Genomic DNA, 26,527 nt, shown 5'->3' with positions numbered 1-26,527 from the left:
AATTCACCCCTGCCGGGGCTCAATGCCGGGGCTCAACGGCTCGCGGGGCCACGTCACCGGCGGCCGAGGACCTTCTCCACCGCGTCGGCCGCCGCCGGAGCCCCGCCCGCGGCGGCCATCTCCCGCCGCATCCACGCCAGCCGCTCGCGAACGTGCTCGTCGCCGGCCACGTCCTCCACGGCCCGCCACAGCGCGTCGGGGGTGATCTCGCCCGGCGGCAGCACCGTGCCCAGGCCCAGTGCGGCGATGCGGTCGGCGTTGGCCCGCTGCTCGGCCATCTGCGGCACCGCCACCATCGGCACCCCGAAGTGCAGGCTCTCCATCGTGCCGCCCATCCCGGCGTGCGTGACGAATGCCCGCGCGTGGCGCAGCACGGCCGGCTGCGGCGCGTGCCGGTGCACCTCCACGTTGGGCGGCACCGGTCCCAGCGTCCTCGGGTCCACCTCGCCCACGGCCAGCACGACCTGCCAGGGTCGATCCGCCGCCGCGCGCAGCACGGTGCGGTAGAAACCGGGCCGGTCGTTGTAGGCGGTGCCCAGCGAGACCAGCGCCACCGGGAGATCACCGGAGGGTTCCCAGCCGCCCTGGTAGGCACGCTCGGTGATGCCCGGGCCGACGAAGGCGTACCGGTCGGTGAAGGTCTCGCCGGCGTACTGGAAGGCGCGCGGCAGCATCACCAGCTTGAGCGCGGCCTCGTCGCCCCGCGTGAACGCCTGCAGGTCGCGAAACCCCTCCGCCCGCAGGAAGCGGCCCAGCCGGACGGCCATGAGCAGGAAGCGCGGGCTCAGCGGGTTGAACCTCGTGTACTCGGTGGCCATCGACCAGTGCTCGTTGCTGACCAGGTTGGGCCAGGTCTCCACCGCGGGCACCCGCCATCGCCGGGCCAGGACCCGGCCCCACCAGCCCATCGGCCCGTCGTGAACCACCAGGTCGGGGGGCGGGCCCCCGCTCAACTGCGGGAGCATCGCCCTTGTCTCGTCGAGCAGCAGGCCCATGGCGCGGGCGAGCTCCCTGCCGTGCATCTGCGGTGCCTCGATGTCGTCGCGGCCCTCCCAGGTGGAGGTGATCGGGACGACCTCGGCGCCGGTCTCGGCGACGCGCTCGGCGTATGCCGCCGTGGTGGCGTAGGTGACCCGGTGGCCGCGCCGTACGAGCTCGGCGGCGAGACCCAGCGTGGGGTTGACGTGTCCGGAGGCGGCGGGGGCGAAGAACGCAACGGTTGCCATACCGGTGTATTATAATACGTACGTATGGAAAAGGGGAGGGCATGCCGAAGCAGGTCGATCACGACGAGCGGCGCCGGCACATCGCCGAGGCTGTGCTGCGCGTCGCGGGCCGCCACGGGCTGGACCGCGCCACGCTGCGCGACATCGCCGTCGAGGCGGGCATCTCCCTCGGGGCCGTGCAGCACTACTTCCACAGCAAGGACGAGCTGCTCCGGCACGTGATCGACTACATGGGCGAGCAGGTCACCGCGCGGATCGTGGCCGGACTCGGCGACCTCGGCGAGTCCGTCTCCGAGCGGGCCATCCTGGGGGTGATGGTCGCCGAGATGCTGCCGCTGGACGCCCGCCGCCGGGCCGAACGCCGCGTCGTCCAGGCATTCGGCGTCCGCGCCGCGGACGCCCCCCACCTGGCCGAGCCCCTGCGGGAGGGGTACCACTGGCTGCACGAGCGGGTCGCCGAACTGATCGGCCAGGCCCAGCGGGCCGGCGAGATGCGGCCCGAACTGGACGCCGAACGCGAGTCGATCGCGCTGCTCGCCATGATCGAGGGCCTGGCCTTCGACATCCTGCTCGGCGTGCGCGATCCCGACCAGGCCGTGGCGAGCGTGCATTACCACCTGGACCGGCTGGCGGTCCGGTAGGCCTCCCGGCCGCCCCGGTGGGCGTCGGTGCCCACCGGGGCGGGTGAGGATCAGGTGGCGCGGTCGGGCCGTACGGCAGGGTGAGCGGACCGTCCCTGTTGTCGTGCCGCCCACACGGTGCGTTCGGTGCGCACCGTCAGGTCGTCCCTGTGCAGGATGCCGTGGGGGCCGTCGGTGTCGAACAACCGGTCGAGAGCGGCGAGGTCCTCGGCGGGGGAGAGGAGCGGCCGCCAGGGACCGATCACCGCGGTGTGCGACTCGCCTTGGAGGTGTCCTCGCGGGTTTGGTGACCGCGGCGCGCCTCGCGGTCGAAGATTCCGGGGACTCCGGCCGGACCGCCGACGGCGCCGATGCGGCGCCAAGATATCAGCCTTTACTTATATAAGTGTAGGCCGGTACGATCTCCGTCGTGCACGCGTTCGACATCCTCGGCGCCCTCGTGCGCCGGCGCATTCTGGAGCTGCTCGCCGACGGTGAGCAGACCTCCGGGGCGATCACGGACGTCATCCGGGCCGAGTTCGCCATCTCCCAGCCGGCTGTCTCCCAGCATCTGCGTGTGCTGCGTGACAGCGGGTTCGCGTCGGTGTGGGCTGAGGACCCTCGGCGGTTCCACGCTGTCGAGCCCGCGCCGCTGAGCGAGGTTGACGCGTGGCTGGACCGGTTTCCGCCGGTCCTGGGAACAACGCCTCGACGCTCTGGGGACCGAGCCGGCCCGGGGCAGGTGTGCACGCCTGCCCCGGGCCAGTGGGGAACCCACCCGGCAGGCCGGGTCCGGCACCGATACGGTCAAAACTGATCCACCACCGACAGAGGCATGACATGAAAGACGTACTGGACGAGCTGGCCGCCGTGCACCGGGCGATGGGCAACGGCAGAGTGCCCGCCGGCGAGGCGTACACCGTGGAGCTGCGGCGTCGATACGACGCGGAGATCGACGACGTCTGGAACGCCATCACCAACCCCGAGCGGCTGCGCCGCTGGTTGAAGCCGGTCACCGGGGACCTTCGGCCTGGCGGAAAGTTCGAGTTGGACGGTGGTGAGCACGGCGACATCCTCCGGTGCGAGCCGCCGCGTCTGCTCAAGGTGTCCTGGCTCTACGGACCGGACGCCGACGCCTGGCCCGGCACGAGCGAGGTGGAAGTGCGCCTGGTCCCGGGCCCCGCCGGCGACACGGAGCTCGAGCTGATCCACGCAGCGTTCATCGGGGAGCCCTCCTTCCCCACTTATGGCCCAGGCGCCGGCGGCGTCGGCTGGGACCTGGCTCTGCTCACCCTGGCCCGGCTCCTGGCCGATGGTGAGATCGCCGACCACGAGGAGTTCGAGAAGTCGCCCGAAGGACGTGAGTTCAGCCGGCGCAGCGCCGCAGCCTGGGGCCAGGCTCATCTGGCCGCCGGTGGCGAACCGGAGCACGTCGCGGCCGCAGTCGAGGCCACCACCAAGTTCTACGCACCCGACCCGGCCTGACATTCCTACTGCGGTGGGCTGACCGGCGCCTTCGGCGCTCGCACCCACGATGAGAATGACGAATCGCCGGGCGGAGGGCCGCCCCCACACTGCGTAAGCACATCAACGCGTACCGAGATTGGACAGTGAACGCACCCTCTGGCACCCAACCGCAGATCACACGTCTGCCCTTCACCTCACGGACACAGAATGCAGTGCCCTCAGCCGAGGAGCACGACGAGCAGTACAAAAGCACGTCGTCCCACACCTAGAAGGAAAAGAATGATGCGCCCATGAAATACACCGTCTCCATCGAGATCGCCCTGCCGCGGGAGAAGACGGTCCCGCTGCTCGCCGACCCGGCACACCTGCCGAAATGGCTGCAGGGCCTGGTGCTGCACGAGCCGCTGAGCGGGGAGCACGGGCAGCTCGGCACCAAGTCGCGGGTCGTGATGCAGATGGGCCAGCGGAAGATCGAGTGCACCGAGACCATCACACGCCGGGAACCGGCAGACCTGCGTGAGATCCCGAAAACGAGTGTCGTTCACTTCGACCGCGAGATCGTCGGCGAGGGCATGTGGAGCGCCGTGCGCGACCGGCTGACCGAAGCCGGCCCGGAAACGACGCTCTGGGAGAGCGAGAACGAATACCGGTTCAGCGGCTTTCTGATGAAGCTGGTGGGACTTCTGATGCCCGGCGCCTTCCGCAAGCAGTCGCAACAGCACATGCAGGACTTCAAGGCGTTCGCCGAGCAGGGAAAGGACGTCCGCGAAGCGACGGACTGACGATGCCCTCGGCTACCACGACAAGACCACCGCTCGACTCCTCAGAGAAAGCGGTGGGGCATGGAGCAGCTACGCCCCTGGAGATCACGGCCGACCCGGCGCCAGGGTGACGCTGTGATCAACAAGCCACCAGGAATCGCCCAGGAGAACGAACCTACCGGCGTCGAACTACAGATCGACGAGTGGCTGATCGCGGGCTCGCGCTGCTTCGTGTGGGCGTCTCACAGTCAACCGCGTGCTGACGACTACGAATACGGGCTCAGGCATCTGACGGGTTCCTGGTGGGGCTGCCGAGAGTGGGACGGCCGGTAATCGACAGCTCCTGTTCCTCGCGCCGGTTGGAGGCGAGCTCCCCGCGCTTGCAGAACTTGATGTAGTCGCCTGCGCCGTTGTAGTTCTCCACCACGTTCAGCCCGGACTCGGTCTCCCGCTGAAGATCGCGGTCACGGAGCCAGCGGGCGAGAAAGACGGTGCGCTGGGCGCGGCCGGCCTCCAGCATCGCCGCGTAGGCGGGGTGGGTGGTCTCGCTGGTGAACCGGCGCAGCGGGGCTTCGGTGGACGCGGTCCTCAGCCGGATCGCGGTGGCGTACTTCATCATTCGTAGTTCTGGGTGATGATGTCCCACCGGATCGGCCTGGTCAGCGCGGGTCCCCCCCACACCCTGGCGGGTGTCTCCACGGCTTCGAGGTGGGTTCGCTGGGTTTTCCGCGATTGCCGCCGGTTTCGCCGGGATCAGGGGTTTGCCGATCGGCGACCCTGGGCTACTGTTCTAGAACTAAAGCCACTGTTCTAGAACTGTACAGAGGGAGAATACGATCATGGGCGAGATGTCCCGGTCCGGCCGGCAGGGCGTCACGGTGCCCGCCGCCCGCGCGATGAGCGACCCCGGCGCCACCGGCCGGTTCGGAACCTACGGCGGGCGGTACGTGCCGGAGTCGCTGGTCCCGGCCTGCCACGAGATCGAGGCGGCCTTCCGCGAGGCCTGGAGCGACCCCGAGTTCCGCGGCAGGCTCGACACCCTGCTCACGGTCTACGCAGGGCGCCCCACTCCGCTGACCCCCGCCTGGCGGCTCTCGCGCGAGCTCGGCATCACCCTGTTCCTCAAACGCGAGGATCTCGCGCACACCGGCTCACACAAGATCAACAATGTGATCGGCCAGGCGCTGCTCGCTCACCGGATGGGCAAGGAACGGCTGCTGGCCGAGACCGGCGCGGGCCAGCACGGCGTCGCCACGGCCACCGCCGCGGCGCTCCTGGGCCTCGAGGCGACCGTGTTCATGGGCGAGCGCGACATCGAACGGCAGGAGCTCAACGTTCTGCGGATGAACGCGCTGGGCGCGAAGGTCGTGCCGGTCACGACCGGGAGCCGCACCCTCAAGGACGCCTGCAACGAGGCGATGCGGCACTGGGTGTCGTCGACGGACGACTCCTACTACTGCATCGGGTCGGTGATGGGCCCGCATCCCTATCCGTGGATGGTGCGCGAGTTCCAGCGGGTGATCGGTGAGGAGGCCCGCGCCCAGTGCGCCGCCGAGCTCCCCGTCGGCGTGCCCGACTACGTGGTCGCCTGCGTCGGCGGCGGCTCCAACGCCGCGGGCACGTTCGCCGGCTTCGTCGACACCACCGCCCGGCTCGTCGGCGTCGAGGCCGAGGGCGGCGCGGCGGCGACCTTCGGCAGGGCCGGGGTGCTGCACGGCTTTCGCTCGCTGGTCCTGCAGGACGAGGACGGCCAGGTGACGGAGGCCCACTCGGTCGCGGCCGGCCTCGACTATCCGGGGATCGGCCCCGAGCACGCCCATCTACGCGACGAAGGGCGCGCCCGCTACGAGACCGTGAACGACGAGGAGGTCCTCCAGGCGCTGCTGTGCCTGGCCCGCACCGAGGGGATCCTGGCCGCGCTGGAGTCCTCGCACGCCGTGGCCTGGGTGATCCGGGCCGCCAGGTCCGGCGAGATCGCGCCGGGGTCGACCGTGATGCTGACTCTCTCCGGCAGGGGAGACAAGGACATCGCCTCCCTCAAGGAGCTGCTGTGAGCGAGTCCCTGGAAGAGTTCCTGGTCGCACGCCGTGGCACGGGGCGTTCCCTGCTGGTGCCCTATGTCACCGCCGGGGTCACCCCCGGATGGGCGGACGTCGTCCACGCCTACGCCGATGCCGGAGCCGACGCCGTCGAGCTGGGCTTACCCTTCTCCGACCCCATGCTGGACGGCGTCACGATCCAGGAGGCCTCCGACCGGGCGATCGCGGCCGGGACCACGGTCAGGAGAATCCTCGAGAAGGTCGCGACGCTCGACGCCGGTGTGCCGCTCATCGCGATGACCTACAGCAATCTGGTGGTGCAGCAGAGCGCCGCGCGGTTCTGCGCGGCGCTCACCGCGAGCGGGCTGCGCGGGCTGATCGTGCCCGACTCGCCGCTGGAGGAGGCCGGGGAGCTGGCCGACGCCGCGGCGGCCGAGGGCCTGGATCTCGCGCTGCTCGCCGCTCCGTCCTCCTCCCGGGCCAGGCTGCGCGAGATCGCCGAGCGCAGCCGGGGCTTCGTCTACGCCCTGACCCGCATGGGCACCACCGGCGAGCGCGGCGAGGTTCCCGAGCGGGCCGCCCGGCTCGGCCGCGAGCTCAAGGGACTCACCGACCGGCCGGTCCTGTTCGGTTTCGGGGTCTCCAACCCGGCGCAGGCCGCCGAGCTGGCGGGTCATGCCGACGGCGTCGTGGTGGCTTCGGCGCTGATGCGCAAGCTCCTCGACGGCGCCGGGCCAGGCGAGCTGGGAGGATATGTGGCGAGCATTCGACGCGCACTCGACCAGGGAGCCTGATGAGCAGTACGCCCCGCTACCGCGCCATCGCCGACGACCTGACCCACAAGATCAGGTCGGGCCACTACCGCGCGGGCGAGGCGTTGCCCGCGCAGCGTGAGCTCAGCGCCTCCTACGGCGTGACGATGATGACGCTGCGGCAGGCGTTGCAGGTCCTCAGCGGCGAGGGCCTGATCGTCCAGCGGGCCGGCCGCGGCACCTACGTGACGCCGGCCAGCGCGCAGTACCCTCTCGACACGCTGCGCAGTCTCGGCGACGATCTGCGCAGGCAGGGTTACCCCCTGCGCACCGAGGTGCTCTCGGCCGCGATCCGGCAGGCCCCGCGCTCGCTCATCCGGCTGCTGGGCGACGCGCCGGCCGGCGCTCGGGTCCTGCGGCTGGCACGCGTACGGCATCTGCTGGGCCGGCCCGCCGTCCACCAGATCTCCTGGATCGCCGAGCCGCACGCCTCGGCGATCAAGGGGGCCGATTTCACCGAGACCCCGCTGTACACCGCGCTCGCCGGCGCCGGCGCGCGCGTGCACCGGGCGACCGAACGGATCAGGCCGGCCCTGCTCACCGCCCCGGTGGCGGCGCGGCTGCGGCATCCGGCGGGCAGCCCGGTCTTCGTCAGCGAGCGGGCGACCTATGACGACCAGGGCGCCCTGGTCGTCATGGACCACGCCACGATCCTCGGCGAGTGGATGGAGATCAGGGCCGAGCGCAAGGCCACCGACCTGTCGCTGCACTGGGTCTCCCAGCGCTGACCGTTCCCTAGCGCCGTTTTTCCCGCCCGTTCTCCTCGGCGGACGAGGCGGGCGACGTGGAGGCGGCGATGCCGCCCAGCAGGTTGGCGACCAGGGCCTCGGCGAACTCCTCGGTCAGCGGCTGGTCGGGGATGAGAAGCCGGTGGTAGCAGGCGCCCCACAGCTGGTCGACGACCACCTCGGGATCCAGGCCCGGACGCAGCTGGCCGCGCCGCCCGGCCCTTCGCAGGGCCTGCACGGCCAGAGCCCGGCGCGGGCCCGAGTAGTGCTCGCGGTAGACCGCCGCCAGATCGGGATCGGTCTGGGCCTGGCCGATGAGCTGCGGCACGACGGTCCCGGCCCGGGTGTCGCGCATCAGGCGTACGAACGCCTTCAGCTGCGCGGTGAGATCGGCGGCGATGTCGCCGCTGTCGGGAAAGGCCAGGACGGGGCCGACCACGCCGAAGTAGCCCTCCAGGGCCAGTGCCCCCTTGGAGGGCCACCACTTGTGCAGCGTGACCCGGCTCGCGCCCGCCAGGGCGGCGACCTTCTCCACGGTGAAACCGGCCATGCCCTCGGCCAGCAGGAGCTCACCGGCCGCCCGCAGGACCTCCCGGCGCACCTGGTCGGCCGGGCGGCGCCCACGCCCGCGCCGGGCGGGCGGGCTGAGGGGCGGGCTGGGGTGCGTCACGGTCCACCTCCCGAAAAGCGCGCACGCGGCGCGACCACAGATATGTACAGAGTGTATACATTTTGCGGGGGAACCGCTCCGCGAGCACCGCTGATCGGCGATCAGCTCTCCTCCGGCCCCGAGCGGGCCTGGCCGCTTCGCCGCAGCAGCATGGCGGCGAGGTTCGCCCGGGTGTTCCTGTCGAAGTCCGCGCTGTCGTTGACCCGCGGAAACGGCCCCTCGGGCACCGCCACCCCGAGAAATCCGCACAGCGGCTCCCAGCCCTGACCGACCTCGAACCGCAGCAGCCTGCCGGGCGGGATCGCCGCCACGACGTCGTCGATGTGCGCCTGGAAGGTCCTCAGCAGCCACGCGGGGTCCTCCCAGCGCCCGCCGAAAACCCGCTCCTCGACGGTGAGCCTGGTCATCTTCGTGAACGCGGCGAAGTCGGTGCCCAGCAGCGAGGAGAGCCCGCGCATCGCCCTTCCGCCAAGCCCGCGCCCGCGCCGGCGCTGCTTGAAGACGGTGGCGTTCATGCTGGCCAGCCAGCGCTGCGGATCCCGCACGGTGAGCACGACCTTCGCCTCGGGAAAGTGACCGGCGAGCTCACGCCAGTAGGCGGCCGAGGGCCAGTCCACGCACGAGTGGTACCCCCGCAGCAGGTCCTCCCAGCTCACCGGCCGTCCCTCGGCCAGGGCGAGCCACCGGCGGATCTGCTCCGGCCGCTCGATCACCTCCTTCATGTGGTGACACGGCCCGTACCCCAGCTGCTCCAGGGCCGTCTTGAGCGAGAGCGTTCCCGTACGGCCGAAACCTGCCCCGATGATGCGCATGATCTTTGCCATTCCCCCCGGACACCGCGCGGCGGCTACCGGGGCAATGTCTCATCATCGTCGAAGACCGGCGAGAAGCCTCGCCGGTCACAGGGACGGGGGCAGGCGAGCGCGCCGGGGTCGGCGGCGACCAGGCCGGAGAAGCGCCCGGGCGCGAAGAAATCCCTCGCCGCCGCCGCCACGTCGCCAGGCGGCACGGCGGCCAGGCGGCGGGGGAAGTCGAGCAGCCACAGCGGGTCCCTGCCCTTGGCCGCCATGTCGGCCAGGGGCGGAGGCGAAGGCCGCGCGCGGGGCCAGGCGGGTGGCCATGGAGCCGAGCGCGTAGGCCCGGGCGGAGTCGATCTCCCGCTCGGTGGGAGGGTGGGTCCGCATCCGGCGCAGCTCGGCGGCCAGTACCTCGAGCGCGGCGCCGGTGGTGGCCGCCGCCGTGTCGGCCTCGACGGCCAGCAGCGCGCTGCCGGGGTGGGTGTCGAAGAAGGTCGTGACGCCGTACACGTAGCCCTTGTCTTCGCGCAGGCTTCTCGACAGCCTGGAGGACAGGTAGCCGCCCAGCACGTTGAGGGCCAAGAAGAGGGCCGGATAGCGCGGGTGCTCGACCGTCACCGCCTGCGCGCGCAGGCGGACGCGCGACTGCGGCGCGCCGGGCCGCGGCAGCAGCGCGAGGCGGCCGCCCTCGATCTCGGGCAGCGGCGGCAGGGGCGGCAGGGGCGGCAGGGGCGGCGGGGGCGGCGGGCGCAGCGCTCACCGGCCCCGCCGCCCCTGCCGCCGCTGGGCCTGACCGTGGTCGTGCTCGCGGCGGGCGCGCTCGCCGGCGCGCTGGGCAGGTACGTGCTCGAGCGCATGGGGGAGGGCATCGTCTACCGCGCCCGGCGCGCCCTGGTGGAGCGGATGCTGCGGCTGCCCGTCCGCGAGGTGGACCGGCTCAAGCCCGGCGCCCTGCTGTCTCGCGTCACCTCCGACACCACCTTGCTGCGCGCGGTGTTCACCAACGGGATCGTCGAGTCGGCCACCGCGGTGTTCATGCTGGTGGGCGCCGTGGTGATGATGGCGCTCATGGACGGGCTCCTGCTGCTGGTCACCGTGGGCGTGCTCGTCCTGGTCGGCGCCCTGGTGGGTCTGGTCATGCCGCGGATCCGGCGGGCCTCGATCCAGGCGCAGGAGTCGGTGGGGCAGATGGGCGCGGCGCTGGACCGGGCGCTGCAGGCCTTCCGCACGGTCAAGGCCACCGGCGCCGAGCAGCGGGAGATCGACGCGGTGACCGGCGCGGCCCGCCGGGCCCGCGACCGTGGTGTCGCCGTCGCCTGGTGGACCTCGGTGGCCGGCACCGCCTCCTGGGGCGCCGCCCGGCTCACCTTCGTGGCGGTGCTCAGCGTCGGCGGGGCCCGGGTCGCCTCCGGGGCCCTGCAGGTGTCGTCGCTGGTGGCCTTTCTGCTCTACCTGCTCTACCTGCTCTACCTGCTCTACCTGCTCTACCTGGTCGCGCCGATCGCCCAGCTGGTGCAGGGACTCACCCGGGTGCAGGGCGGCCTGGCCGCGCTCAGCCGGATCCGGGAGATCGAGGACCTCCCGGCGGAGGAGATCTCGCCGCGGGACACCGGCGGTGCGGGCCGGGAGAAGGGGGCGCCGGTCTGTGTGACGTTCGAGAACGTGGCCTTCGGCTACGGCGACGGCCGCCCGCCGGCGCACCGGGAGGTGTCCTTCGCCGTCCCGGCCGGCGGCGTGACGGCGCTGGTCGGCCCCTCGGGGGCGGGCAAGTCCACGGTCTTCGCCCTGCTGGAGCGCTTCTACGAACACCAGGCCGGCACGATCACCGTTGACGGGCGCGACATCCGGCGGTGGCGGACGGCCGAGCTGCGCGCCGCTCTCGGCTACGTGGAGCAGGACGCGCCGGTGCTGGACGGTACGCTTCGCCAGAACCTCCTGTGGGCGGCGCCGCACGCCTCGGGCGAGGCCGTCGGGCGGGTGCTCGGGCTGACGTGGCTGCAGGAGCTGGTCGCCCGGCTCCCTGAGGGGCTGGACAGCCAGGTGGGTCATCGCGGCGTCATGCTCTCCGGAGGCGAGCGCCAGCGGGTGGCCATCGCGAGCTCGCCGCCACCCAGTTCCTCGCCGCCCGGCCCGCCTGACGGCAGGCCCCGCCGTCCCGGATCGCGGGACCCCGGGCGCGGGCCCCCCATCCGCCCGTAGGCGGGGAATAATCCGTTGTACGCCGCTGCTGAGGCGGTCACTATGGTCACCATGTTCCGGCACGCTCGCCTCGTGACACCCGCCGCCGCGGGTGCCTTCGGGCGTGTCCGCGACGGCCTGGAGCGCTGACCTCTTCCCGTGAGTCCCGAGGTGACCCGGCGGGGGGAGGTAGCCGGCCCGTAGACGGGTCACCACGGATCCAGGCAGTGCGAAGGAAGAGACATCATGGCCAAGCAGGCCTACGTGCGCAACAAGCCGCACCTCAACATCGGCACGATGGGACATGTCGACCACGGCAAGACCACGCTGACCGCCGCGATCACCAAGGTGCTCGCCGAGCGGGGGCAGGCCACCTACACGCCGTTCGAGCGGATCGACCGTACCCCCGAGGAGCACCTGCGGGGCATCACGATCAACATCTCGCACGTCGAGTACGAGACCGCCACCAGGCACTACGCCCACGTGGACATGCCGGGCCACGCCGACTACGTGAAGAACATGATCACGGGGGCGGCGCAGCTCGACGGCGCGATCCTCGTCGTGTCCGCCCGGGACGGCATCATGCCCCAGACCAGGGAGCACGTCCTGCTCGCCAGGCGGGTGGGCGTCGAGCACCTGGTCGTCGCGGTCAACAAGGCCGACGGCGCCGACCCCGAGCTGGCCGACCTGGTCGAGCTGGAGCTGGCCGACCTGCTCGCCGAGCACGGCTACCACGACGTGCCGATGGTGCGGGTGTCGGGGCTGCGGGCGCTGGAGGGCGACCCGGAGTGGGCGGCGTCGGTCCAGGCGCTGCTGGCGGCGGTGGACGAGCACATCCCCGTGCCGGTCAGGTACGTGGACGCGCCGTTCCTGATGCCGGTGGAGAACGTGCTCACGGTGAGCGGCCGGGGCACGGTCGTCACCGGCGCCATCGAGCGGGGCGCCGTGCGCGTGGGCGACTCGGTGGAGGTCGTCGGGCTCGGCGACGGGTTCAGCGCGGTGGTCACCGGGGTGGAGACGTTCGGCAAGACGATGGAGCGGGGCGAGGCGGGCGACAACGCCGCCGTGCTGCTGCGCGGCGTCCGGCGTGAGCAGGTGCGGCGCGGAATGGTGCTGGCGGCCCCGCGCAGCCAGCGCGCCCGCCGGTCCTTCACCGCCCGGCTGTACCTGCTGACGGCCGAGGAGGGCGGGCGGCGCCGGCCGATCGCCTCCGGGTACCGGCCGCAGTTCTACCTGCGCACCACCGACGTGCCGGGTGAGCTGACGCTGCCCTCGCCGGCCCGGCCCGGCGACACCGTGGAGGTGTCGGTGGAGCTGGGCAGGGCGGTGGCGGTCGAGCCGGGCCTGGGTTTTGCGATCCGCGAGGGCGGGCTCACGGTCGGCGCGGGCACGGTCTTGACCGTGGCGGACTGACCGATCGCCGCCGTAGCGCGTGGGACGGGCCCGCCCGTCCCACGCGGGCACCCGCCCCCTCACACCCTCCCGGCGCGGGCCTGCGCCGGGAGGGTGTGAGGGGAATCGGATCGCCGGGGCGGGCGGCGTTTCTCAGCCGCCGGCCCCGGGCGTCCAGTTCCGTACGACCGGGGCGTACTCGGCGGGCTTGTCGCCGACCTTGAGGCCGGGGTTGACCAGCCAGCTCTGATAGGCGGGGGTGAACATCTGGTAGACCGACGCCGGGGGCACCGAGCTCGCCTCGTCGAGCTGGGCGCGCAGTTCGGCCGGCAGCTCGACGTCGAGCGCGGTCAAGGTGGTGTCGAGCTGGCCGGTGTTGCTCGCCCCGACGATGGCGGCGGCGACCCCGGGCTGGGTGGCGACCCAGTTGAGCGCGACCTGGGCCATCGTCAGCCCGAGCTTGTCGGCGACGTTCTCGAGCGTGGCCAGCAGCCGCCATTCCCGCTCGGTCCGCTGCTGTGCGGGCGAGCCCGCGCCGGTGAGCCGGCCCTCCCCGGTCAGGCCATGATCGGTGGAGCGGTACTTGCCGGTGAGGAAGCCGCCGCCCAGCGGGCTCCACGCGGTGATGCCGAGCCCCAGGCTCTGCCCCATCGGCACGTGCTCGGTCTCGATCGCCCGGTCGATGAGGGAGTAGGGCAGCTGCAGGTTGATCACCGGCTCCAGGGAGTGGGCCTCGGCGTAGGTCTGGGCCCGCGCCGCGTACCAGCTCGGCACGTCCGACAGGCCCGCGTAGCGGATCTTCCCGGCCCTGGTGAGGTCGTCGAGGGTGCGCATGACCTCCTCGACGGGAGTGATCCGGTCCCAGGTGTGCAGCATGAACAGGTCGATGTAGTCGGTGCGCAGGCGGCGCAGCGACGCCTCGACCGCTCTGATCATGTGCTTGCGGCCGTTGCCCCCCGCGTTCGGGTCCTTGGGGTCGACGCTGTTGGTGAACTTGGTGGTGAGCACCACCCTGTCGCGCACCTTGGCGGCGGCGATGAGGTTGCCGAGGATGGTCTCGCTCTCGCCCGCGGTGTAGAAGTCGGCGGTGTCGACGAAGTTGCCGCCCGCTTCGAGATAGCGGTGGAAGATGGCGCCGGACTCCTGCTCGGTCTTGCCGTACGCGGCGTGGAAACCGCCGGTGCCGAAGTTCATCGTGCCCAGGGCCAGCCGGCTGACGCGCAGCCCGGAACGTCCGAGCAGGTAGTAGTGATCCAAAGACATGGGGTGTCACTTCCGTTCGTGGGCAGAGCCCAGGAGATTGGTCCGTCCCGGTTCCCGCGTGTCTCCCGGCGGGAATCGGATGGCGAAGGGCGGGTGAGCCCGCGTGGCCGCCCCGGCTTGCCTGGCCTGCCCGGACGGTCCGGACGGACCGGGCAAGCCGGGGCGGCGGCCGCAGGCACGCCCTTTCTGAACCGTGCGGTCCATTCATCAGCTTGCGGACAAAAAAATGGACTGTCAAGTCCAAAACCTGAGGTCGGAACGCCCCGGCCCGGCCGCTCTCACCGGCCCCGCCCCGGCCCACGGGCCGAGAATGTCGCGCTCGCCGTCGACGATCGCCTCCTCACGAGACGGGGCTCTGCGTGATTCGGTACGGAATCCGGCGCCGGCCCCCTTGGGGCCCGATGCTCGGGTCGGCATCACCGGGGGCAAGGAGAAGATCGCTTTGGGCTTGCTCCTTATGGATTATTCGGTCGTTGGGCTGCTATGACGGGTGAGACCGGCGTAGTACTTTGCTCGCATGTCCTGCTCAAGCGATGCAAGGTGGACCGCTGGCTCACGCCGGAAAGCCGTCAGGGTCGCCATCGCGGGGATCGTTGCCGGGTCGCCGATTTGCTTGGGTTCGTCGGTTGCGTACGCGTCGGACGGGGCGCCGCGGGCCAACGCCGTCGTCGTCTGGGACAGGAACGCCCAGATCGCCATGTGGGACGTCGCCCAGCAGCAGCCGCCGGAGCAGTCCCGTAGCGCCGCCATGGTGCACGGGGCCATCTACGACGCGGTGAACGCGATCGCGGGCACTCCGTACCAGCCGTACCTGACCGCGCCTCGCGTCAAGGGGGCCACGTCAATGGACGCGGCCGTGGCGAGCGCCGCCTACCGGGTGCTGAGCGCGCTGTTCCCCGATCAGCGGGAGAGGCTGACGACGCAGTACGACGAGGCGCTGGCCGGGATTCCGGCCGGCGGCCCCAGGCAGCGTGGCATCGCGGTCGGCGATCAGGCCGCCTCGGCGATGATCGCGGTACGGAAGAACGACGGGGCCTACGGCGACCAGACCTGGGCCGTGGGCACCAAGCCCGGTCAGTGGCGGCCGACGCCTCCCGCCTTCGCCTCGAGCGGCGCCTGGATCGCTCACCTCAAGCCGTTCCTCATCCCCAGCGGGTCCATGTTCCGCACCTCCGGCCCGCCGACGCTCACCAGCAAGCGCTATGCCGAGGACATCAACGAGGTCAAGGAGATCGGCTCGAAGACCAGCACGGTAAGGACCGAAGACCAGACACAGGCCGCGATCTGGTGGCACGACCGCAATGGGGGCGGCGACTGGGAGATCAAGCGCCGGCTCGCGACGACGCAACGGCTCGGCACGCTCCAGACGGCGCGGATGTACGCGATGGTGAATCTGTCCAAGGCCGATGCCACGATCGCCTGCAACAGCGAGAAGGCTGCCTGGCACTTCTGGCGGCCGATCACCGCGATCCGGGAGGCCGGCACCGACGGAAATCCGGACACGAAGCCCGATTCCGACTGGGAGCCCCTGCTCGACACGCCACCGCATCCCGACTTCACCTCCGGGCACACCTGTTCCACCGGGGCGAGCATGTCGTCACTGACGCACTTCTTCGGCCGGGACGACCTGTCCTTCAGCGCGTTCAGCCCCCAGGCGGGCGCCACCAGGTACTACCACAGTTTCTCGCAGGCGCTCGCCGAGGTCATCGAGGCCCGGGTGTGGGGTGGTATTCACACCCGCTCGGCCGATGTGCAGGGGGCGGAGATCGGCAAGCGGGTGAGCGCGTACATGGGGGCGCACTACTTCAAGCCTGTGAACTGAATTTTCGGCGGCGATCAAACCTGAGTGCCGGGAGCCCAGGGCCCCGGCGCGGCGGCTCCTCACCCCCGGCCCCGCTCACAAACGCCCAGGCTCCCGCCCGCTACGGCGACGGGGGCCTGGAAGTGCGAAGGTAGGTGATGCCCATGTCCAGGGCGGCCTCCAGATGGGCCGTCTGACCGGTGGACATGTGGATCAGAACACCCCCCTGGATGCCGGCGAGCAGGGCGGCCGCCGCCCGGTCGGGGTCCAGGCCCGGGTCGATCTCCCCGGCCTCCTGCATGTGCCGCACGCCGGCGGCGATCTCGGCCTGCCAGCGGCGCATCAGCTCGGTGACCACGGCCTGGGCGCCGGGCGTGCCGCCGTCCAGCTGCGCCACGACGGAGCCGAGCGGGCACCGGGGACCCTGGTTGCGGTAGCGCTCGACGACCTTGTCGCGCCACAGCCGCCAGCCGGGCCAGGAGGTGAGATCGCCGAGCTGGGGCCGCTGGTCCTCCAGCACGCGGTCGGCCTCGAAACGGGCCACGGCCAGCAGCAACTCCTCCCGCCCGCCGGGAAAGTAGTGAAACAGCTGGCTCTTGCTCGTCGCCGTCACGGCCAGCACGTCGTCGAGGGTCGTGGCGGCCACACCGTGCTCGCGGATATGCGCGGCCGCCCCCTCGAGAACGCGCTGCCGCGTCGCGGCTCCCTTGCGGGTCAGCGAGCGCATGACACCCCCTGAACTGGACTTATCCCCTTATTTTACGGCGAGCGTCTCGCGGTGGGCGACCGGGCGCGGAACCGGGGCGGGACCGTCGCCGCGATCACGGCGCTGCAACAGGCGGCCCGGCTCAGTGAGGGTCGGCAGCGCGAAGCGGCCAGATTGCCGCGAGCCGCCGAGCTCGCGGTCGAATCCGGCCGTACCGTCGCCGTCGACACCGGCCTCAAATACCTCAGCGGCGACCTGTTCGGCCTCGGCGAGTAGCGCCGCACACCCCGCCGCATACCCCGCCGCACACCCCGCCGCACGGCTGGCCGCACGCGCCCACCGGCACCGGCGTCCATGACCACCACCTTCACGGCCAAAACGCCCCCCGCCCAGGACCGGCCCCGCCGACGGACGGCCGCGACGATGTAAAATGCCCGGGATCGACAACGAGGAGACCAGACATGGCAGGCGACGACGACATCTCCGGGTGATACCGGAGACCGATCAGCCCCGGCAGGCGCACATGACCGCCGCCGACGTGGCCAGGTCGTCATTCCCTGAATCCCTGTCCCGACGCCGGGCGGCTCCGGCACGCCCGGACCACGTACGCACGAGGTCTCCCGCATGTCCGACACACCCGTCACCCGCTCCAGCCTGCCCTTCTGTCACCCCGGTCGGCCCGACGACACACCCGCCCTCACCCCGGGCGGCGCTCACACGGGTCTCACCGCCTCCGGCGGCGCGCCCACCGCCACCCCGCCACACCTGATCGGCGAGGAACCCCGGCCCCCACGACACGACCACGCCGACCGGCGAGCGGCCGGCGAAGACGGGCAGGCCCGCCGATGAGTGAGGCACTGCTCGCCCACGACCTCGTACGAACCCTCGGCGCCCGACGCGTGCTCGACGGCGTCTCCCTCACCGCCGCCCCCGGTCACCGAATCGGACTGATCGGCGAGAACGGCGCGGGCAAATCCACCCTGCTACGCCTACTGGCCGGAACCGACACCCCCGACTCCGGCACCGTCACCCGGCCCGCCGACCTCGGCTTCCTGCACCAGGAAATGCCGTTCGACCCGCAGGCCACGATCACCGACGTCCTCGACGACGCCCTCCACCAAGCCCGCACCGACCTCGCCGAACTCGACCGCCTCACCAGTGCGCTCACCGACACCCCCCACGACACCACCCTGCTCACCGCCTACGGCACCAGACTCGACCAGGCACAACGACACGAGTCCTGGGACGCCGACCGCCGCGCGAAAATCATCCTCGACCGCTTCGGCCTCGGCGACCTTCCCCACGAACGCACCCTCACCTCACTGTCAGGCGGCCAGCGCGGACGACTCGCCCTGGCCGCGCTCCTGACCAGACGGCCCACCGCACTACTGCTGGACGAGCCCACCAACCACCTCGACGACACCGCCGCGACGTTCCTGCAAGAGCAACTCCGCCACATGACGGGAGTCGTGATCGTCGCGAGCCACGACCGGGCCTTCCTGGACGCGGTCTGCACGGACCTGATCGACCTGGACCCGGCGGTGAACGGCCCCGTCCGCTACGGAGGCGGATACAGCGCCTACCTGGCGGAAAAACACGCACAGCGCCAACGCTGGCAACGACGCCACGCCGAAGAACAGGAAGAACTCGACGAACTGCGCCGCGCCGTCGCGGTGACGGCCCGCCGGACACCGGCGGACGGGCTGAAACGCGACAACGAGAAAATGGGATACGGGCACGCCGCCGGACGCGTGCAGAAACAGATCTCGCGACGAGTGCGCGACGCCGCCCGCAGGCTCGCCGAACTGGAACGCGACCAGCTCCCCGCCCCACCGCCACCGCTGCGCCTGCGCCCCCGAACCCCGCCCGCCCACACCGGCGCCACTGACCTCGCGACACCCGGCACCACCCCCTTTCACGACCCCGACTCCCGCGACCCCGCCGATCAGAGCCTGCTGTCCCTGCGCGAGGTACGGGTGCCCGGACGGCTCTCGATCGACCGGCTCGACATGGCCCCGGGGGAGCGGCTGCTGATCACCGGCCCCAACGGAGCGGGGAAGTCCACCCTCCTGGCGGTATTGGCCGGACGGCTGAACGCGCGGGGACGGATACGGCGCAGGCACGGACTCACCACCGCACTGCTGACCCAGGACACCACCTTCGAACGACCCGACCGCACGGTGGAACAGACCTACCGGCTGGCGCTCGGCACCGAACGCGCCGAGGCCGTACCGCTGCGCTCGCTCGGCCTGATCGGCGCGCGCGACATGAACCTGCGGGTGGGGGAGCTGTCGGTCGGCCAGCGCCGCCGGCTCGCCCTGGCACTGCTGATGGCCGACCCCCCCGAGCTCCTCCTGCTCGACGAGCCCACCAACCACCTCTCGCCCCGCCTCTGCGACGAGCTGGAGGAGATGCTGGGCGCCGAAGGCCCCGGCGCGATCGTGATCGCCAGCCACGACCGCTGGTTACGCTCACACTGGCAGGGCCGCCATGTCCGCCTGTCTCACGAACAGGATCCGGCGCTCCGCACCAACCCACCCGCCTAAATGCCAAAAATCCGACAAATAGCAAATATTCTCTCTGGTGGTGGGGGAGAGGTCGCCCGAAGTCGCGTTCGCTCGGCAAAGCGACCCCGGCGAAACAGCAGACTGCGGCCGCGACCCGCTCCGCACACGCTCGCGACCGCCGGGGAGTACGGGCCGGCATTTGGTGAAGGTCACTCGTCTGCGCCGGCCCCGCCGGCCCCGGCCAAGGCCGCGCGAAGACGTTCGGCGAGGTCGAAAGCCTGCTGCAGCGACCAGGGAATCACCCCGTTCTCGGTCATCAGGGCGTGAAACTGCTGCTCGGGGTAAGGGGTTCCGGGCGGCAGTGGGGCGATGTGCCAGTGAAGGTGGGTGTTGCCCTGCTGACTGCCCAGCGAGAGCAGATAGGTGCGCTCGGAGGGAACGACCGCCTCGACAGCCACAGCGATCCGGCGGACCGTTCGCATCAACCGCAGATACGCCTCCTCCCCGAGGTCGCGGACCACGTGCTCGAGGTGTGCCTTGGGAGCCACCAAGACCTTGCCGGGCACTGTGGGGTAGCGGTCCAGGAAGGCGATGTGATGCTCGTCCTCGAAGACGATCTGTTCGAAGTCGTAACCGGGGGCACCCGCCAGGACGGCGCAGACGAAACAAGGGCCGCTCCTGGCCCGCCGAACGTAACCGGCGAGATCGAACGCCTCTTTTTTCCGCTCGGCCTTCGAAGCCAGGACGGGCGACTCCTCCCCGGAGGGATACAGACTCATGATCGCCACCATAGGCCAGGGCAGGCCGGCGGCCGCGGTGCCCGCCCCGGGGAAGAGCTTCTCGGCGTCGGTCTCAGACCCGGACCGCTTCAGCGTGATCTGGCGTGGAGCCTCGGGCGTTTACGCCCGGGAGGAAACGACGGCGCGGGAGGGCCCCCAGGCCCGAGCGGTGCTCTGACGGTCGGTTGCTGTGGGTAGCTCAGCCTGGCCGCTTCTGGTCCTCGATGTACTTCTTGACGATCGACAGGGGTGCCCCGCCGCAGGACGCGGCGAAATACGAAGGGGACCAGAAATGGCCGCCCCACACATGCCGGCGGATGTGGACCGGAAACTCCTTGCGCAGCAGTCGCGCCGAGACGCCCTTGAGGGAGTTGACCAAAGTCGAGAGCGCCACCTTGGGCGGATAGTGCACCAGCAGGTGGACATGGTCGTGCTCGCCGTTGAACTCCACCAGCGTGGCACCGAAGCTGTCGCACACCTCGATCATGATGTCTTCACAGCGACGCAGGATCTCCTCGGTGAACACCTCACGCCGATACTTGGGCATAAAGACCAAATGCGCATGCAGGCTGGAGACCACGCTACGGCCCCGCCGGATATCGGGGCTGGGTTCCCACCGCGGTGACATAGACCTAATGTTAGTGTGTTCGATTGTGAAACTGGTGGTACAGGTGAAGCTCCTTGCGACGCCGCAGCAGGCGGCGGCGCTGGAAGCCACCCTGGACGCCGCCAACCGAGCGGCGAATCTGGTCGCGGCGATGGCGTTCCAGCACCACTGTTTCCACACCTTCGACCTGCGCAAGCACACCTACAACCAGATCAAGGCCGAGTTCGGGCTGGCCGCCCAGGCCGCCCAGCATGTGATCAAGAAGGTGTGCGACGCCTATCGCAGCCTGCACACCAACCTGGCCGCCGGGAACCTGGGCAAGCCCGGATCGCCGCGCCGGGCCAAAATCGAAGCCCAGCCGATCTCTTTTCGATCACTGGCGGCCCAGCCCTATGACGACCGGTGCCTGTCTTGGCAGCATGATGCGCGGACGGTGTCGATCTGGACGACCGCCGGGCGGCTGAAAGGGTGGCCTTCACCGGCTCGGCGCGGCAACTGGCGCTGCTGGCCGCCCATCGACGCGGTGAGTCGGACCTGATCTGCCGGGACGGGATGTGGTTTTTGCATGCCACGGTCGAGGTGGCCGACCAGCCGCTGTCGGAACCGGACGGCTTCGTCGGGGTGGATCTGGGGATCGCCAACATCGCTACCACCTCCGATGGGGTCCGTCATTGCGGCAAGGGCCTGAACGCGGTGCGCCACCGTAATCGCCACCTCCGCCGCCGCCTGCAGGCCAAGCAGACCAAGTCCGCCAAGCGGCTGCTGAAACGGCGGCGTCGTAGCGAGGCGCGGTTCGCCGCGAATGTCAACCACATCATCGCCAAAAGCATCGTGGCCGAGGCAGAACGCACCGGGCGCGGGATCGCTCTGGAGGATCTCCAGGGCATCCGCGAGCGGGTACGGCTTCGCAAGCCCCAGCGGGTCACGCTGCGCTCCTGGAGCTTTCACCAGCTCGGAGCTTTCCTCGCCTACAAGGCGGTCCGGGCAGGAGTGGCGGTGATTCTCGTGGATGCGGCCTACACCTCACAGCAGTGCTCGCACTGTGGGCATGTGGACAAGCGCAACCGGCCTGACCAGGCCACCTTCTCGTGTACGTCGTGCGGTTTCGCTGAGCACGCCGATGTCAACGCAGCCCGCAACATCGCCGCACGCGGTGAGACGGGCTGGGCAGTGAGTCACGCTGCCTGACGCGGACCGGACCGTCGAAGCCATCGACGGCGAGGAACTGCAAGCTCGGTCGTTCACGGCCGAGAAGCTGACATGAGCAGTGTAAGTAGTGCCGGGCCGGTCGAATGAGTAGTGACTGCTCTACCTGCACAGGCCACCGATCGCCGACGCTGAGGACGCAAGAGCCGGTTTCCGGCCGGCAGGAGGCGCCGAGTTGACGGTGCAGGACATGGTTCTGCCATCCACGACGCCGCCACTTGGCGAACGGAAGCATTCCGGCGCCGGAAGAGTCGCGCGTTCTCGCGACGAAAGGGAAGGCAATGATGGGCACAGTCACCACAGGTCCCCGGCGGCTCGGCGTACTGCTGACGGCGCCTGCCGTCGCCGTCGCCGTCGCGGGCGTCACGCTCCAGGCGACCGTCCTGGCACTCCCGGCCCAGGCCGCGGTCACCTTCAACGTCAACAGCTTCGACGACCGTCGTGACACCGACCTCACTGACAACCTCTGCCGGACCTCAGCCGGAAACTGCTCCCTGCGGGCGGCGATCCAGCAGGCCAACGCGACCGCGGGCGCGGACACGATCCGTTTGCAGGGCGGCACCTACCGGCTGGGTTTCGCCGGCGGGGTGCAGCAGCCGGCCGCCACCGTCGATCCCGCGGAGCCGGCCGGCCGGCCGAGCTCCCGGGACCTGGACATCACCGACAGCGTGACGATCCTCGGGGGAGCCACGCCCAGCGGAACCGGGACCACCGTCAACGGTGGCCGGTTCAGCAGCGTGTTCGAGGTCGACAACGCCTCGGCCGTCGTCAACATCTCCGACCTGACGGTGACCAACGGCGGCGAGGAGGAGCATTCCAGCTTCGGCAGCGGCGGCGGCCTGCTGATCCGGGCCGGATCGGTGTCGCTGAGGCGAGTGACGGTGCGTGACAACGTCACGACACAGCAGGGCAGCGGCATCGCCAACGAGGGGCGACTGAGCCTGGTCGAGAGCACCGTCGACAACAACCGCAACCTGTCCAGCTTCGGCGGTCGGGGCTTGACCGCCGAAGGCGGCGGCATCCACAACTTCAGCACCGGCTCGGTCACCATCGACCGCAGCACGATCAGCAACAACTTCTCGTTACGCGGCGGCGGCATCACCAACAATTTCGGTCAGATGACGATCAGCAACAGCACCGTCAGCGGCAATACCGCGCGCAACAGCGGCGGGGGAATCCTCAACCGGGGCTACGGCACCGGGTCGAAGGGCACACTCAACATCGGGTTCTCGACGATCGTGGGTAACCAGGCCAACGTGTCCGGGGCCGACGATGAGAAGCTGGGCGGCGGGATCGCCAACGCCGGCGGTCAGGTCAACATGGGCGCAACGATCCTGGCGGGAAACACCGACAACCGCTCCCACTTCGACGCCTCCCACACTCCTGACTGCCACAGCGTTGACGCCTTCCGGTTCACCTCCTTCCGCAACAACGTGGTCGGGCTCCTCACGGGAACGTGTATCGTCCGCGACACGTTCTGGGGCGAGGGCCTGAACTTCGACCGGGTCAGCCGGGATCCCGCCGCCCCGCTCGACCCGCGACTGGGCGCTATGGCGCACAACGGCGGAACAACCACGAACCGGTCGCCGCTGGGCGGCAGCCCGGCCGTGGACTTCGCCGGCTCGGGTACCTCCGGTGAGCTGTTCAACTGCCCCGCGACCGACCAGCGAGGCGTCTCCCGCCCCCGCGACGGTGACGCCAACGGCACGACTGTCTGCGACACCGGCTCGGTCGAGGTCGGTTGAGACCGGACACCACGCACACCGGTCCGAGGCGGCCCCAGGCTGCGCCACCCGGGTCCCGCCCCGCCCGTGCACAGCGGCACGGGCGGCACGTGGCGGGGCGGGGCGGCTGGTTCACCTGTTCGTGCGGCCGAGCCGGCCGGTCAGCTCCTGACGGTTCGAGACGCCGAGCTTGGCGTAGACGCGCTGCAGGTGGTTGTCTACCGTCCTGGCGGAGATGGCCAGATTGGCCGCGATGTCCTTGCTGGACATCCCCGCGCAGGCCAGGATCGCCACTTCGCTCTCCCTGGCCGTGAGCGGCACGGCCGCGTCGGCCGCCTGCAGCAGGGGCGTGCGCGCGCCCTCGCACAGGGCGGCGTTCGCGGCCGACCGCGTGGCGGCGGCGGAGGCCTGCCGGGGGCTGCCGAAACGGCGCCACAGTTCCGCCGCCGCGCCCGCCGCCTCCGCCGCGAGCAGGCTCGCCCCCATCCGGTCGAAGTCGCCGGCCACCGCCATCAGGCCGTCCCGGTCGCCGGCGGCCAGCGCGGCCGCCAGCCGTGCCCGGGCGGCGGTGAAGGGCCCCCCGGCCTTGGCGAGCTCCGCGAGACCGTTCGCCGCCTCCGCGGCGCCGCCGAGCCGCGCCAGGTCCGTCAGCAGCATGGCCTCGGAGGAGAACTGCCCCCGCTCGCGGGCCTCGGCGGCCGCCTCCCGCAGCACCTTCCTGGCCGCCGGCCGCTCTCCCCGCGCCACGTGCGTCCACGCCTCGCCGAGCCGTTCCTCGGGCACGTGCACCGGTACCGCGAGCCCGGCGTGCTCAGCGAGGGCGGCCTCCGCCGCGCGCACGTCACCCTGCAACGCCGCGGCCGCCGCGAGCCCGGCGAGGGCGAGCGGACGGATGATCACCGCCTGAGGGCGGGTGTCGTGCGCGATCTCCGCATACCAGCGGCGCGCCGAGGCCGGGCGGCCGGCCATCCAGGCGTTGCGGGCGAGCGGGAAGACCAGGAGCGTACGCTGCCACCCGGCCGGCACCCAGCCCGAGCCGGTGAAGGCGCGCTCGGCGGTGACGCGGGCCTCTTGCAGGCGTCCGACCTCGGTCAGGGCCAAGACGAGAGCGGCCCACGCGGCCGCCTCCTGCGGGGTGTGGCCTCTGCCTTCCGTCCTCGCCTTCGCGCACAGGGCCACGGCCCGCTCGGCCCACGACACCGCCTGCTGACCACCGCCGAGAAACGACAGCGCACTGGCCCTCGTCGCGGCGGCGGCCGTCCACGCCGCCACGCCCGCGATGTCACCCACCGCCGGCTCCTCGTCCGGCATGCCCTCAAGCAGGCCCAGGCTCTCGGCGTGGTGGCCCAGGCTGGAGAGAATGTTGGCCTCGTTCACCCGCAGTGCCCACCGGCCCGCGTCACTGCTGACGCGGTCGCGCGCCGCGTCGTTCGCGGCGACGGCCTCCTCGCGGGCCGCGCCGCGGCACCACATGAGGTTGTGGGTGCGCGCCAGCGCCACCGCCAGCGCGCGGCCCTCCGTGGTGGCCCACCCGTCGGCCCGGCACAGCACCTCCTCGGCCTCCTGCGGCCGGCCCGCCTCCGACAGCGTGCGGCCGAGCAGAAGCAGGGCCGAGAAGGTGAGGTCCCCTTCGGGGATCGCCCGCAGGAAGGCGAGCACGCGGGCATGGTCGTCGCCGTAGGCGGCGAGCCGGGCAGCGTGCAGCAGGAGGGCCGGATCGGCGGTGCCGGTGCCGGCGAGCCGGTAGGAGGCCAGACGCATGGCGTCCTCCCGGCGACGCGAGCCGGTTCGCTCCAACCTGTCGGCCTGCTCGCGCAGGATCTCCCGGCGCCGCGCCTCGCTGCTGCCCGCGGGCAGCACCTCCGCATACAGAGGGTGCGCCAGGCGGGCGTAGGTACGCCGCCCCTCCCCTACGACGGTGACGAGCCCGGCTCGCTCCAGCTCGTCCAGGACCTCGGCGCCGGGCTCGCGTTCGAGGTCGGCGACCGACACCGGGCCGCACAGCGCCAGGACGTCGAGAAGACGACGGCCGCACGGCGCCACCGTCGCGAGCCGGTGGCGGATCAGATCCGTGAGGCGGCGGGTGACCGGAAGGGGCTCGGTGGCGGCCAGCTGCCAGATCTCCCCATCGTTCGTCAGCCGGCCTTCAGCCAGCGCACCGCGCACCAGTTCGCCCAGATAAAGCGGATTGCCCCCGCTCGCGGCGTGTAATCGGCCGACGGTCTCGCGGTGGACGTGCCCGGCCAGGGCGTGCCGCAGGAGCTCGTTCACCTCCCGCCACCCCAGCGGCGCGAGGTCGACGTGATGGACGGCATCGCCCCGCCCGAGCGTCACGACGCTCTCCAGAAACGAGGCGTCCGAGCGCACCGTACCCACCAGGAAGACGGCGCCGGTCTCCATGAGCTGGCGCAACAGCAGGGTCGAGGCGGAGTCGAGCAGGTGCAGGTCATCGATGAGCAAAACAAGACGGGCCGTGGCGTTGTAGGCCCGCGCCATGAGCCGGACCGCCGCCGCGAAGCCCGCGACGGGATCCGACAGGTCCACGCCGTCCGGCAGGAGATGCGCTATCGCCCCCAGCGGGATCTGCGCCGCCGCGCCGGTCGCGGCGGCGCGGCCCACGGCGTACCCCTGCAGCTCCGCGACGGCGAGGCATTCCTCCGCCAGCCGGGTCATACCGACACCGGGCTCACCGAAGATGAGGAAACCCTTGCAATGGGTGTCCTGAAGGACGGCCTTGAACGCCTTCACCTCCGCGTCGCGGCCCACCAGGGACCATCGTCTCGCCACCACCTCAACCGTCGCCACCGCGACCTCTCCTTCCACTGGACAGTCGGACGTGTCGTGCGGGGGCCGGCCGCAGACGCCCCCGATCGCCCACGGGAGCCAGGGGCCATGGGCCAGGGGCCAGGGAGGAGCAGGCGCGAAAATCCGCACACCGGTAGCGACGCGGTTTCGACGACGGCATCCCCCAGCACCGCCTGATGGACGGCTGATCGTCAAAGTGATGTGTGGCGACAGCCGGCCTGCGCGCCATTCTGGGAGCGTCTCCGAAATATGTCAATTGAATTAAGCCGTAGCTCGGCTAGCGAAATACCGAAATGTTTCGGCCGCCGCGATGTGAAGAGCGCCTCGGGCGGTGATCTGCGCCATGGCCTGCCGAAACGGCAGGCCGCACTCTCCCGGTCACCGCAGGAGGGAGTCTCGGACGTGAACGTCACGGGGTTAGTCCGGCATATCACGCCAC

Annotated in this window: 27 protein-coding genes and 1 pseudogene; 17 read left to right on the top strand and 11 right to left on the bottom strand. The window is 71.0% G+C overall.

What is annotated here, in order from left to right:
• Window positions 1-53: 53 nt before the first annotated feature.
• Window positions 54-1,226 carry a macrolide family glycosyltransferase gene (locus ACTOQ2_RS24925; RefSeq protein ID WP_440102622.1) on the bottom strand — a complete coding sequence of 391 codons (1,173 nt, stop codon included), beginning with the start codon at window positions 1,224-1,226 and terminating at the stop codon, window positions 54-56.
• A 41-nt stretch (window positions 1,227-1,267) separates the two neighbouring features.
• Here ACTOQ2_RS24925 and ACTOQ2_RS24920 point away from each other — a divergent pair, with 41 nt between their 5' ends.
• On the top strand, window positions 1,268-1,867 hold the full coding sequence (locus ACTOQ2_RS24920; RefSeq protein ID WP_440102620.1) for a TetR/AcrR family transcriptional regulator: 600 nt from the start codon (window positions 1,268-1,270) through the stop codon (window positions 1,865-1,867).
• 50 nt (window positions 1,868-1,917) lie between these two features.
• Here ACTOQ2_RS24920 and ACTOQ2_RS24915 read toward each other — a convergent pair whose 3' ends face one another.
• The gene (locus ACTOQ2_RS24915; RefSeq protein ID WP_440102618.1) at window positions 1,918-2,112 is read right to left on the bottom strand and encodes a hypothetical protein; all 195 of its coding nucleotides are present in this window, start codon (window positions 2,110-2,112) and stop codon (window positions 1,918-1,920) included.
• A gap of 164 nt (window positions 2,113-2,276) precedes the next feature.
• Here ACTOQ2_RS24915 and ACTOQ2_RS24910 point away from each other — a divergent pair, with 164 nt between their 5' ends.
• The 3 genes from ACTOQ2_RS24910 (at window position 2,277) to ACTOQ2_RS24900 (ending at window position 4,095) form a co-directional block, all read left to right on the top strand.
• On the top strand, window positions 2,277-2,663 hold the full coding sequence (locus ACTOQ2_RS24910) for an ArsR/SmtB family transcription factor (RefSeq protein ID WP_440102616.1): 387 nt from the start codon (window positions 2,277-2,279) through the stop codon (window positions 2,661-2,663).
• Window positions 2,664-2,686: 23 nt separating this feature from the next.
• On the top strand, window positions 2,687-3,331 hold the full coding sequence (locus tag ACTOQ2_RS24905; RefSeq protein WP_440102614.1) for an SRPBCC domain-containing protein: 645 nt from the start codon (window positions 2,687-2,689) through the stop codon (window positions 3,329-3,331).
• A 272-nt stretch (window positions 3,332-3,603) separates the two neighbouring features.
• Entirely contained in the window at window positions 3,604-4,095 is a 492-nt protein-coding gene (locus ACTOQ2_RS24900; protein ID WP_440102612.1) for an SRPBCC family protein, read from the top strand.
• 310 nt (window positions 4,096-4,405) lie between these two features.
• Here the strand turns inward: ACTOQ2_RS24900 and ACTOQ2_RS24895 are convergent.
• Window positions 4,406-4,743, bottom strand: a pseudogene (locus ACTOQ2_RS24895) (Tn3 family transposase); the annotation flags it as partial.
• A gap of 170 nt (window positions 4,744-4,913) precedes the next feature.
• Here ACTOQ2_RS24895 and trpB point away from each other — a divergent pair.
• The 3 genes from trpB to ACTOQ2_RS24880 are packed head-to-tail and all read left to right on the top strand — an operon-like array spanning window position 4,914 to window position 7,653.
• The gene (trpB, locus tag ACTOQ2_RS24890) at window positions 4,914-6,128 is read left to right on the top strand and encodes a tryptophan synthase subunit beta (protein ID WP_440102610.1); all 1,215 of its coding nucleotides are present in this window, start codon (window positions 4,914-4,916) and stop codon (window positions 6,126-6,128) included.
• Complete coding sequence (gene trpA, locus ACTOQ2_RS24885) at window positions 6,125-6,907, top strand: tryptophan synthase subunit alpha (protein WP_440102609.1); 783 nt, start codon at window positions 6,125-6,127, stop codon at window positions 6,905-6,907. Before trpB ends, trpA begins: the two co-directional genes overlap by 4 nt.
• The gene (locus ACTOQ2_RS24880; protein WP_440102608.1) at window positions 6,907-7,653 is read left to right on the top strand and encodes a GntR family transcriptional regulator; all 747 of its coding nucleotides are present in this window, start codon (window positions 6,907-6,909) and stop codon (window positions 7,651-7,653) included. The genes trpA and ACTOQ2_RS24880 overlap by 1 nt, the downstream gene beginning before the upstream one ends.
• A 7-nt stretch (window positions 7,654-7,660) precedes the next feature.
• Here ACTOQ2_RS24880 and ACTOQ2_RS24875 read toward each other — a convergent pair whose 3' ends face one another.
• The 3 genes from ACTOQ2_RS24875 to ACTOQ2_RS24865 all read right to left on the bottom strand — a co-directional run bounded on the left by ACTOQ2_RS24875 (window position 7,661) and on the right by ACTOQ2_RS24865 (window position 9,789).
• Entirely contained in the window at window positions 7,661-8,323 is a 663-nt protein-coding gene (locus ACTOQ2_RS24875; RefSeq protein WP_440102607.1) for a TetR/AcrR family transcriptional regulator C-terminal ligand-binding domain-containing protein, read from the bottom strand.
• Window positions 8,324-8,424: 101 nt separating this feature from the next.
• Window positions 8,425-9,135, bottom strand: coding sequence for a sulfotransferase family protein (locus tag ACTOQ2_RS24870; protein ID WP_440102606.1), 711 nt, complete (start codon window positions 9,133-9,135; stop codon window positions 8,425-8,427).
• An 87-nt stretch (window positions 9,136-9,222) separates the two neighbouring features.
• On the bottom strand, window positions 9,223-9,789 hold the full coding sequence (locus tag ACTOQ2_RS24865; RefSeq protein ID WP_440102728.1) for an insulinase family protein: 567 nt from the start codon (window positions 9,787-9,789) through the stop codon (window positions 9,223-9,225).
• Here ACTOQ2_RS24865 and ACTOQ2_RS24860 point away from each other — a divergent pair.
• Together ACTOQ2_RS24860 and tuf are read left to right on the top strand one after the other, a co-directional pair.
• Entirely contained in the window at window positions 9,724-11,319 is a 1,596-nt protein-coding gene (locus tag ACTOQ2_RS24860) for an ABC transporter ATP-binding protein (protein ID WP_440102605.1), read from the top strand. The genes ACTOQ2_RS24865 and ACTOQ2_RS24860 overlap by 66 nt on opposite strands.
• Window positions 11,320-11,544: 225 nt before the next feature.
• Window positions 11,545-12,711: an elongation factor Tu gene (gene tuf, locus ACTOQ2_RS24855; RefSeq protein ID WP_440102603.1), complete on the top strand. Its 1,167-nt coding sequence runs from the start codon at window positions 11,545-11,547 to the stop codon at window positions 12,709-12,711.
• A 132-nt stretch (window positions 12,712-12,843) separates the two neighbouring features.
• On the opposite strand, the gene ACTOQ2_RS24850 is transcribed toward tuf, so the two are convergent.
• Entirely contained in the window at window positions 12,844-13,953 is a 1,110-nt protein-coding gene (locus ACTOQ2_RS24850) for an aldo/keto reductase (protein WP_440102601.1), read from the bottom strand.
• A 613-nt stretch (window positions 13,954-14,566) separates the two neighbouring features.
• Here ACTOQ2_RS24850 and ACTOQ2_RS24845 point away from each other — a divergent pair.
• Window positions 14,567-15,775: a phosphatase PAP2 family protein gene (locus ACTOQ2_RS24845; RefSeq protein WP_440102600.1), complete on the top strand. Its 1,209-nt coding sequence runs from the start codon at window positions 14,567-14,569 to the stop codon at window positions 15,773-15,775.
• 100 nt (window positions 15,776-15,875) lie between these two features.
• On the opposite strand, the gene ACTOQ2_RS24840 is transcribed toward ACTOQ2_RS24845, so the two are convergent.
• Window positions 15,876-16,481, bottom strand: a complete 606-nt coding sequence (locus ACTOQ2_RS24840; RefSeq protein ID WP_440102598.1) for a TetR/AcrR family transcriptional regulator — start codon at window positions 16,479-16,481, stop codon at window positions 15,876-15,878.
• A gap of 51 nt (window positions 16,482-16,532) precedes the next feature.
• Between ACTOQ2_RS24840 and ACTOQ2_RS24835 the strand changes: the two genes are divergently transcribed.
• The 3 genes from ACTOQ2_RS24835 (at window position 16,533) to ACTOQ2_RS24825 (ending at window position 19,006) form a co-directional block, all read left to right on the top strand.
• Window positions 16,533-16,736, top strand: coding sequence for a hypothetical protein (locus ACTOQ2_RS24835; RefSeq protein ID WP_440102597.1), 204 nt, complete (start codon window positions 16,533-16,535; stop codon window positions 16,734-16,736).
• 348 nt (window positions 16,737-17,084) lie between these two features.
• Window positions 17,085-17,309 (top strand): hypothetical protein, encoded by a 225-nt coding sequence (locus ACTOQ2_RS24830; RefSeq protein ID WP_440102596.1) that lies wholly within the window; start codon window positions 17,085-17,087, stop codon window positions 17,307-17,309.
• The gene (locus tag ACTOQ2_RS24825; RefSeq protein WP_440102595.1) at window positions 17,306-19,006 is read left to right on the top strand and encodes an ABC-F family ATP-binding cassette domain-containing protein; all 1,701 of its coding nucleotides are present in this window, start codon (window positions 17,306-17,308) and stop codon (window positions 19,004-19,006) included. The genes ACTOQ2_RS24830 and ACTOQ2_RS24825 overlap by 4 nt, the downstream gene beginning before the upstream one ends.
• A 170-nt stretch (window positions 19,007-19,176) precedes the next feature.
• On the opposite strand, the gene ACTOQ2_RS24820 is transcribed toward ACTOQ2_RS24825, so the two are convergent.
• Window positions 19,177-19,746, bottom strand: coding sequence for an HIT family protein (locus ACTOQ2_RS24820; RefSeq protein WP_440102594.1), 570 nt, complete (start codon window positions 19,744-19,746; stop codon window positions 19,177-19,179).
• Here ACTOQ2_RS24820 and ACTOQ2_RS24815 point away from each other — a divergent pair.
• Complete coding sequence (locus ACTOQ2_RS24815; protein ID WP_440102592.1) at window positions 19,745-19,924, top strand: hypothetical protein; 180 nt, start codon at window positions 19,745-19,747, stop codon at window positions 19,922-19,924. The two genes, ACTOQ2_RS24820 and ACTOQ2_RS24815, sit on opposite strands and share 2 nt — an antisense overlap.
• A gap of 21 nt (window positions 19,925-19,945) precedes the next feature.
• Here the strand turns inward: ACTOQ2_RS24815 and tnpA are convergent, their stop codons facing one another.
• Window positions 19,946-20,374, bottom strand: coding sequence for an IS200/IS605 family transposase (gene tnpA / locus ACTOQ2_RS24810; RefSeq protein WP_440102591.1), 429 nt, complete (start codon window positions 20,372-20,374; stop codon window positions 19,946-19,948).
• A gap of 25 nt (window positions 20,375-20,399) precedes the next feature.
• Between tnpA and ACTOQ2_RS24805 the strand changes: the two genes are divergently transcribed.
• From ACTOQ2_RS24805 to ACTOQ2_RS24795, 3 genes are all read left to right on the top strand, one after another.
• On the top strand, window positions 20,400-20,891 hold the full coding sequence (locus tag ACTOQ2_RS24805) for a hypothetical protein (protein WP_440102590.1): 492 nt from the start codon (window positions 20,400-20,402) through the stop codon (window positions 20,889-20,891).
• Complete coding sequence (locus tag ACTOQ2_RS24800; protein WP_440102589.1) at window positions 20,822-21,541, top strand: RNA-guided endonuclease InsQ/TnpB family protein; 720 nt, start codon at window positions 20,822-20,824, stop codon at window positions 21,539-21,541. Before ACTOQ2_RS24805 ends, ACTOQ2_RS24800 begins: the two co-directional genes overlap by 70 nt.
• Window positions 21,542-21,843: 302 nt before the next feature.
• On the top strand, window positions 21,844-23,304 hold the full coding sequence (locus tag ACTOQ2_RS24795; protein WP_440102588.1) for a choice-of-anchor Q domain-containing protein: 1,461 nt from the start codon (window positions 21,844-21,846) through the stop codon (window positions 23,302-23,304).
• Window positions 23,305-23,415: 111 nt separating this feature from the next.
• On the opposite strand, the gene ACTOQ2_RS24790 is transcribed toward ACTOQ2_RS24795, so the two are convergent.
• Window positions 23,416-26,088, bottom strand: coding sequence for a LuxR C-terminal-related transcriptional regulator (locus ACTOQ2_RS24790; RefSeq protein ID WP_440102586.1), 2,673 nt, complete (start codon window positions 26,086-26,088; stop codon window positions 23,416-23,418).
• Between the last annotated feature and the right edge of the window lie 439 nt (window positions 26,089-26,527).

The organism is Streptosporangium sp. H16, from assembly GCF_051918855.1.
Taxonomy (GTDB): Bacteria; Actinomycetota; Actinomycetes; order Streptosporangiales; family Streptosporangiaceae; genus Streptosporangium.
Note: the sequence above shows the minus strand (reverse complement) of the source record. Positions and strands in the feature narration are given on the sequence as shown.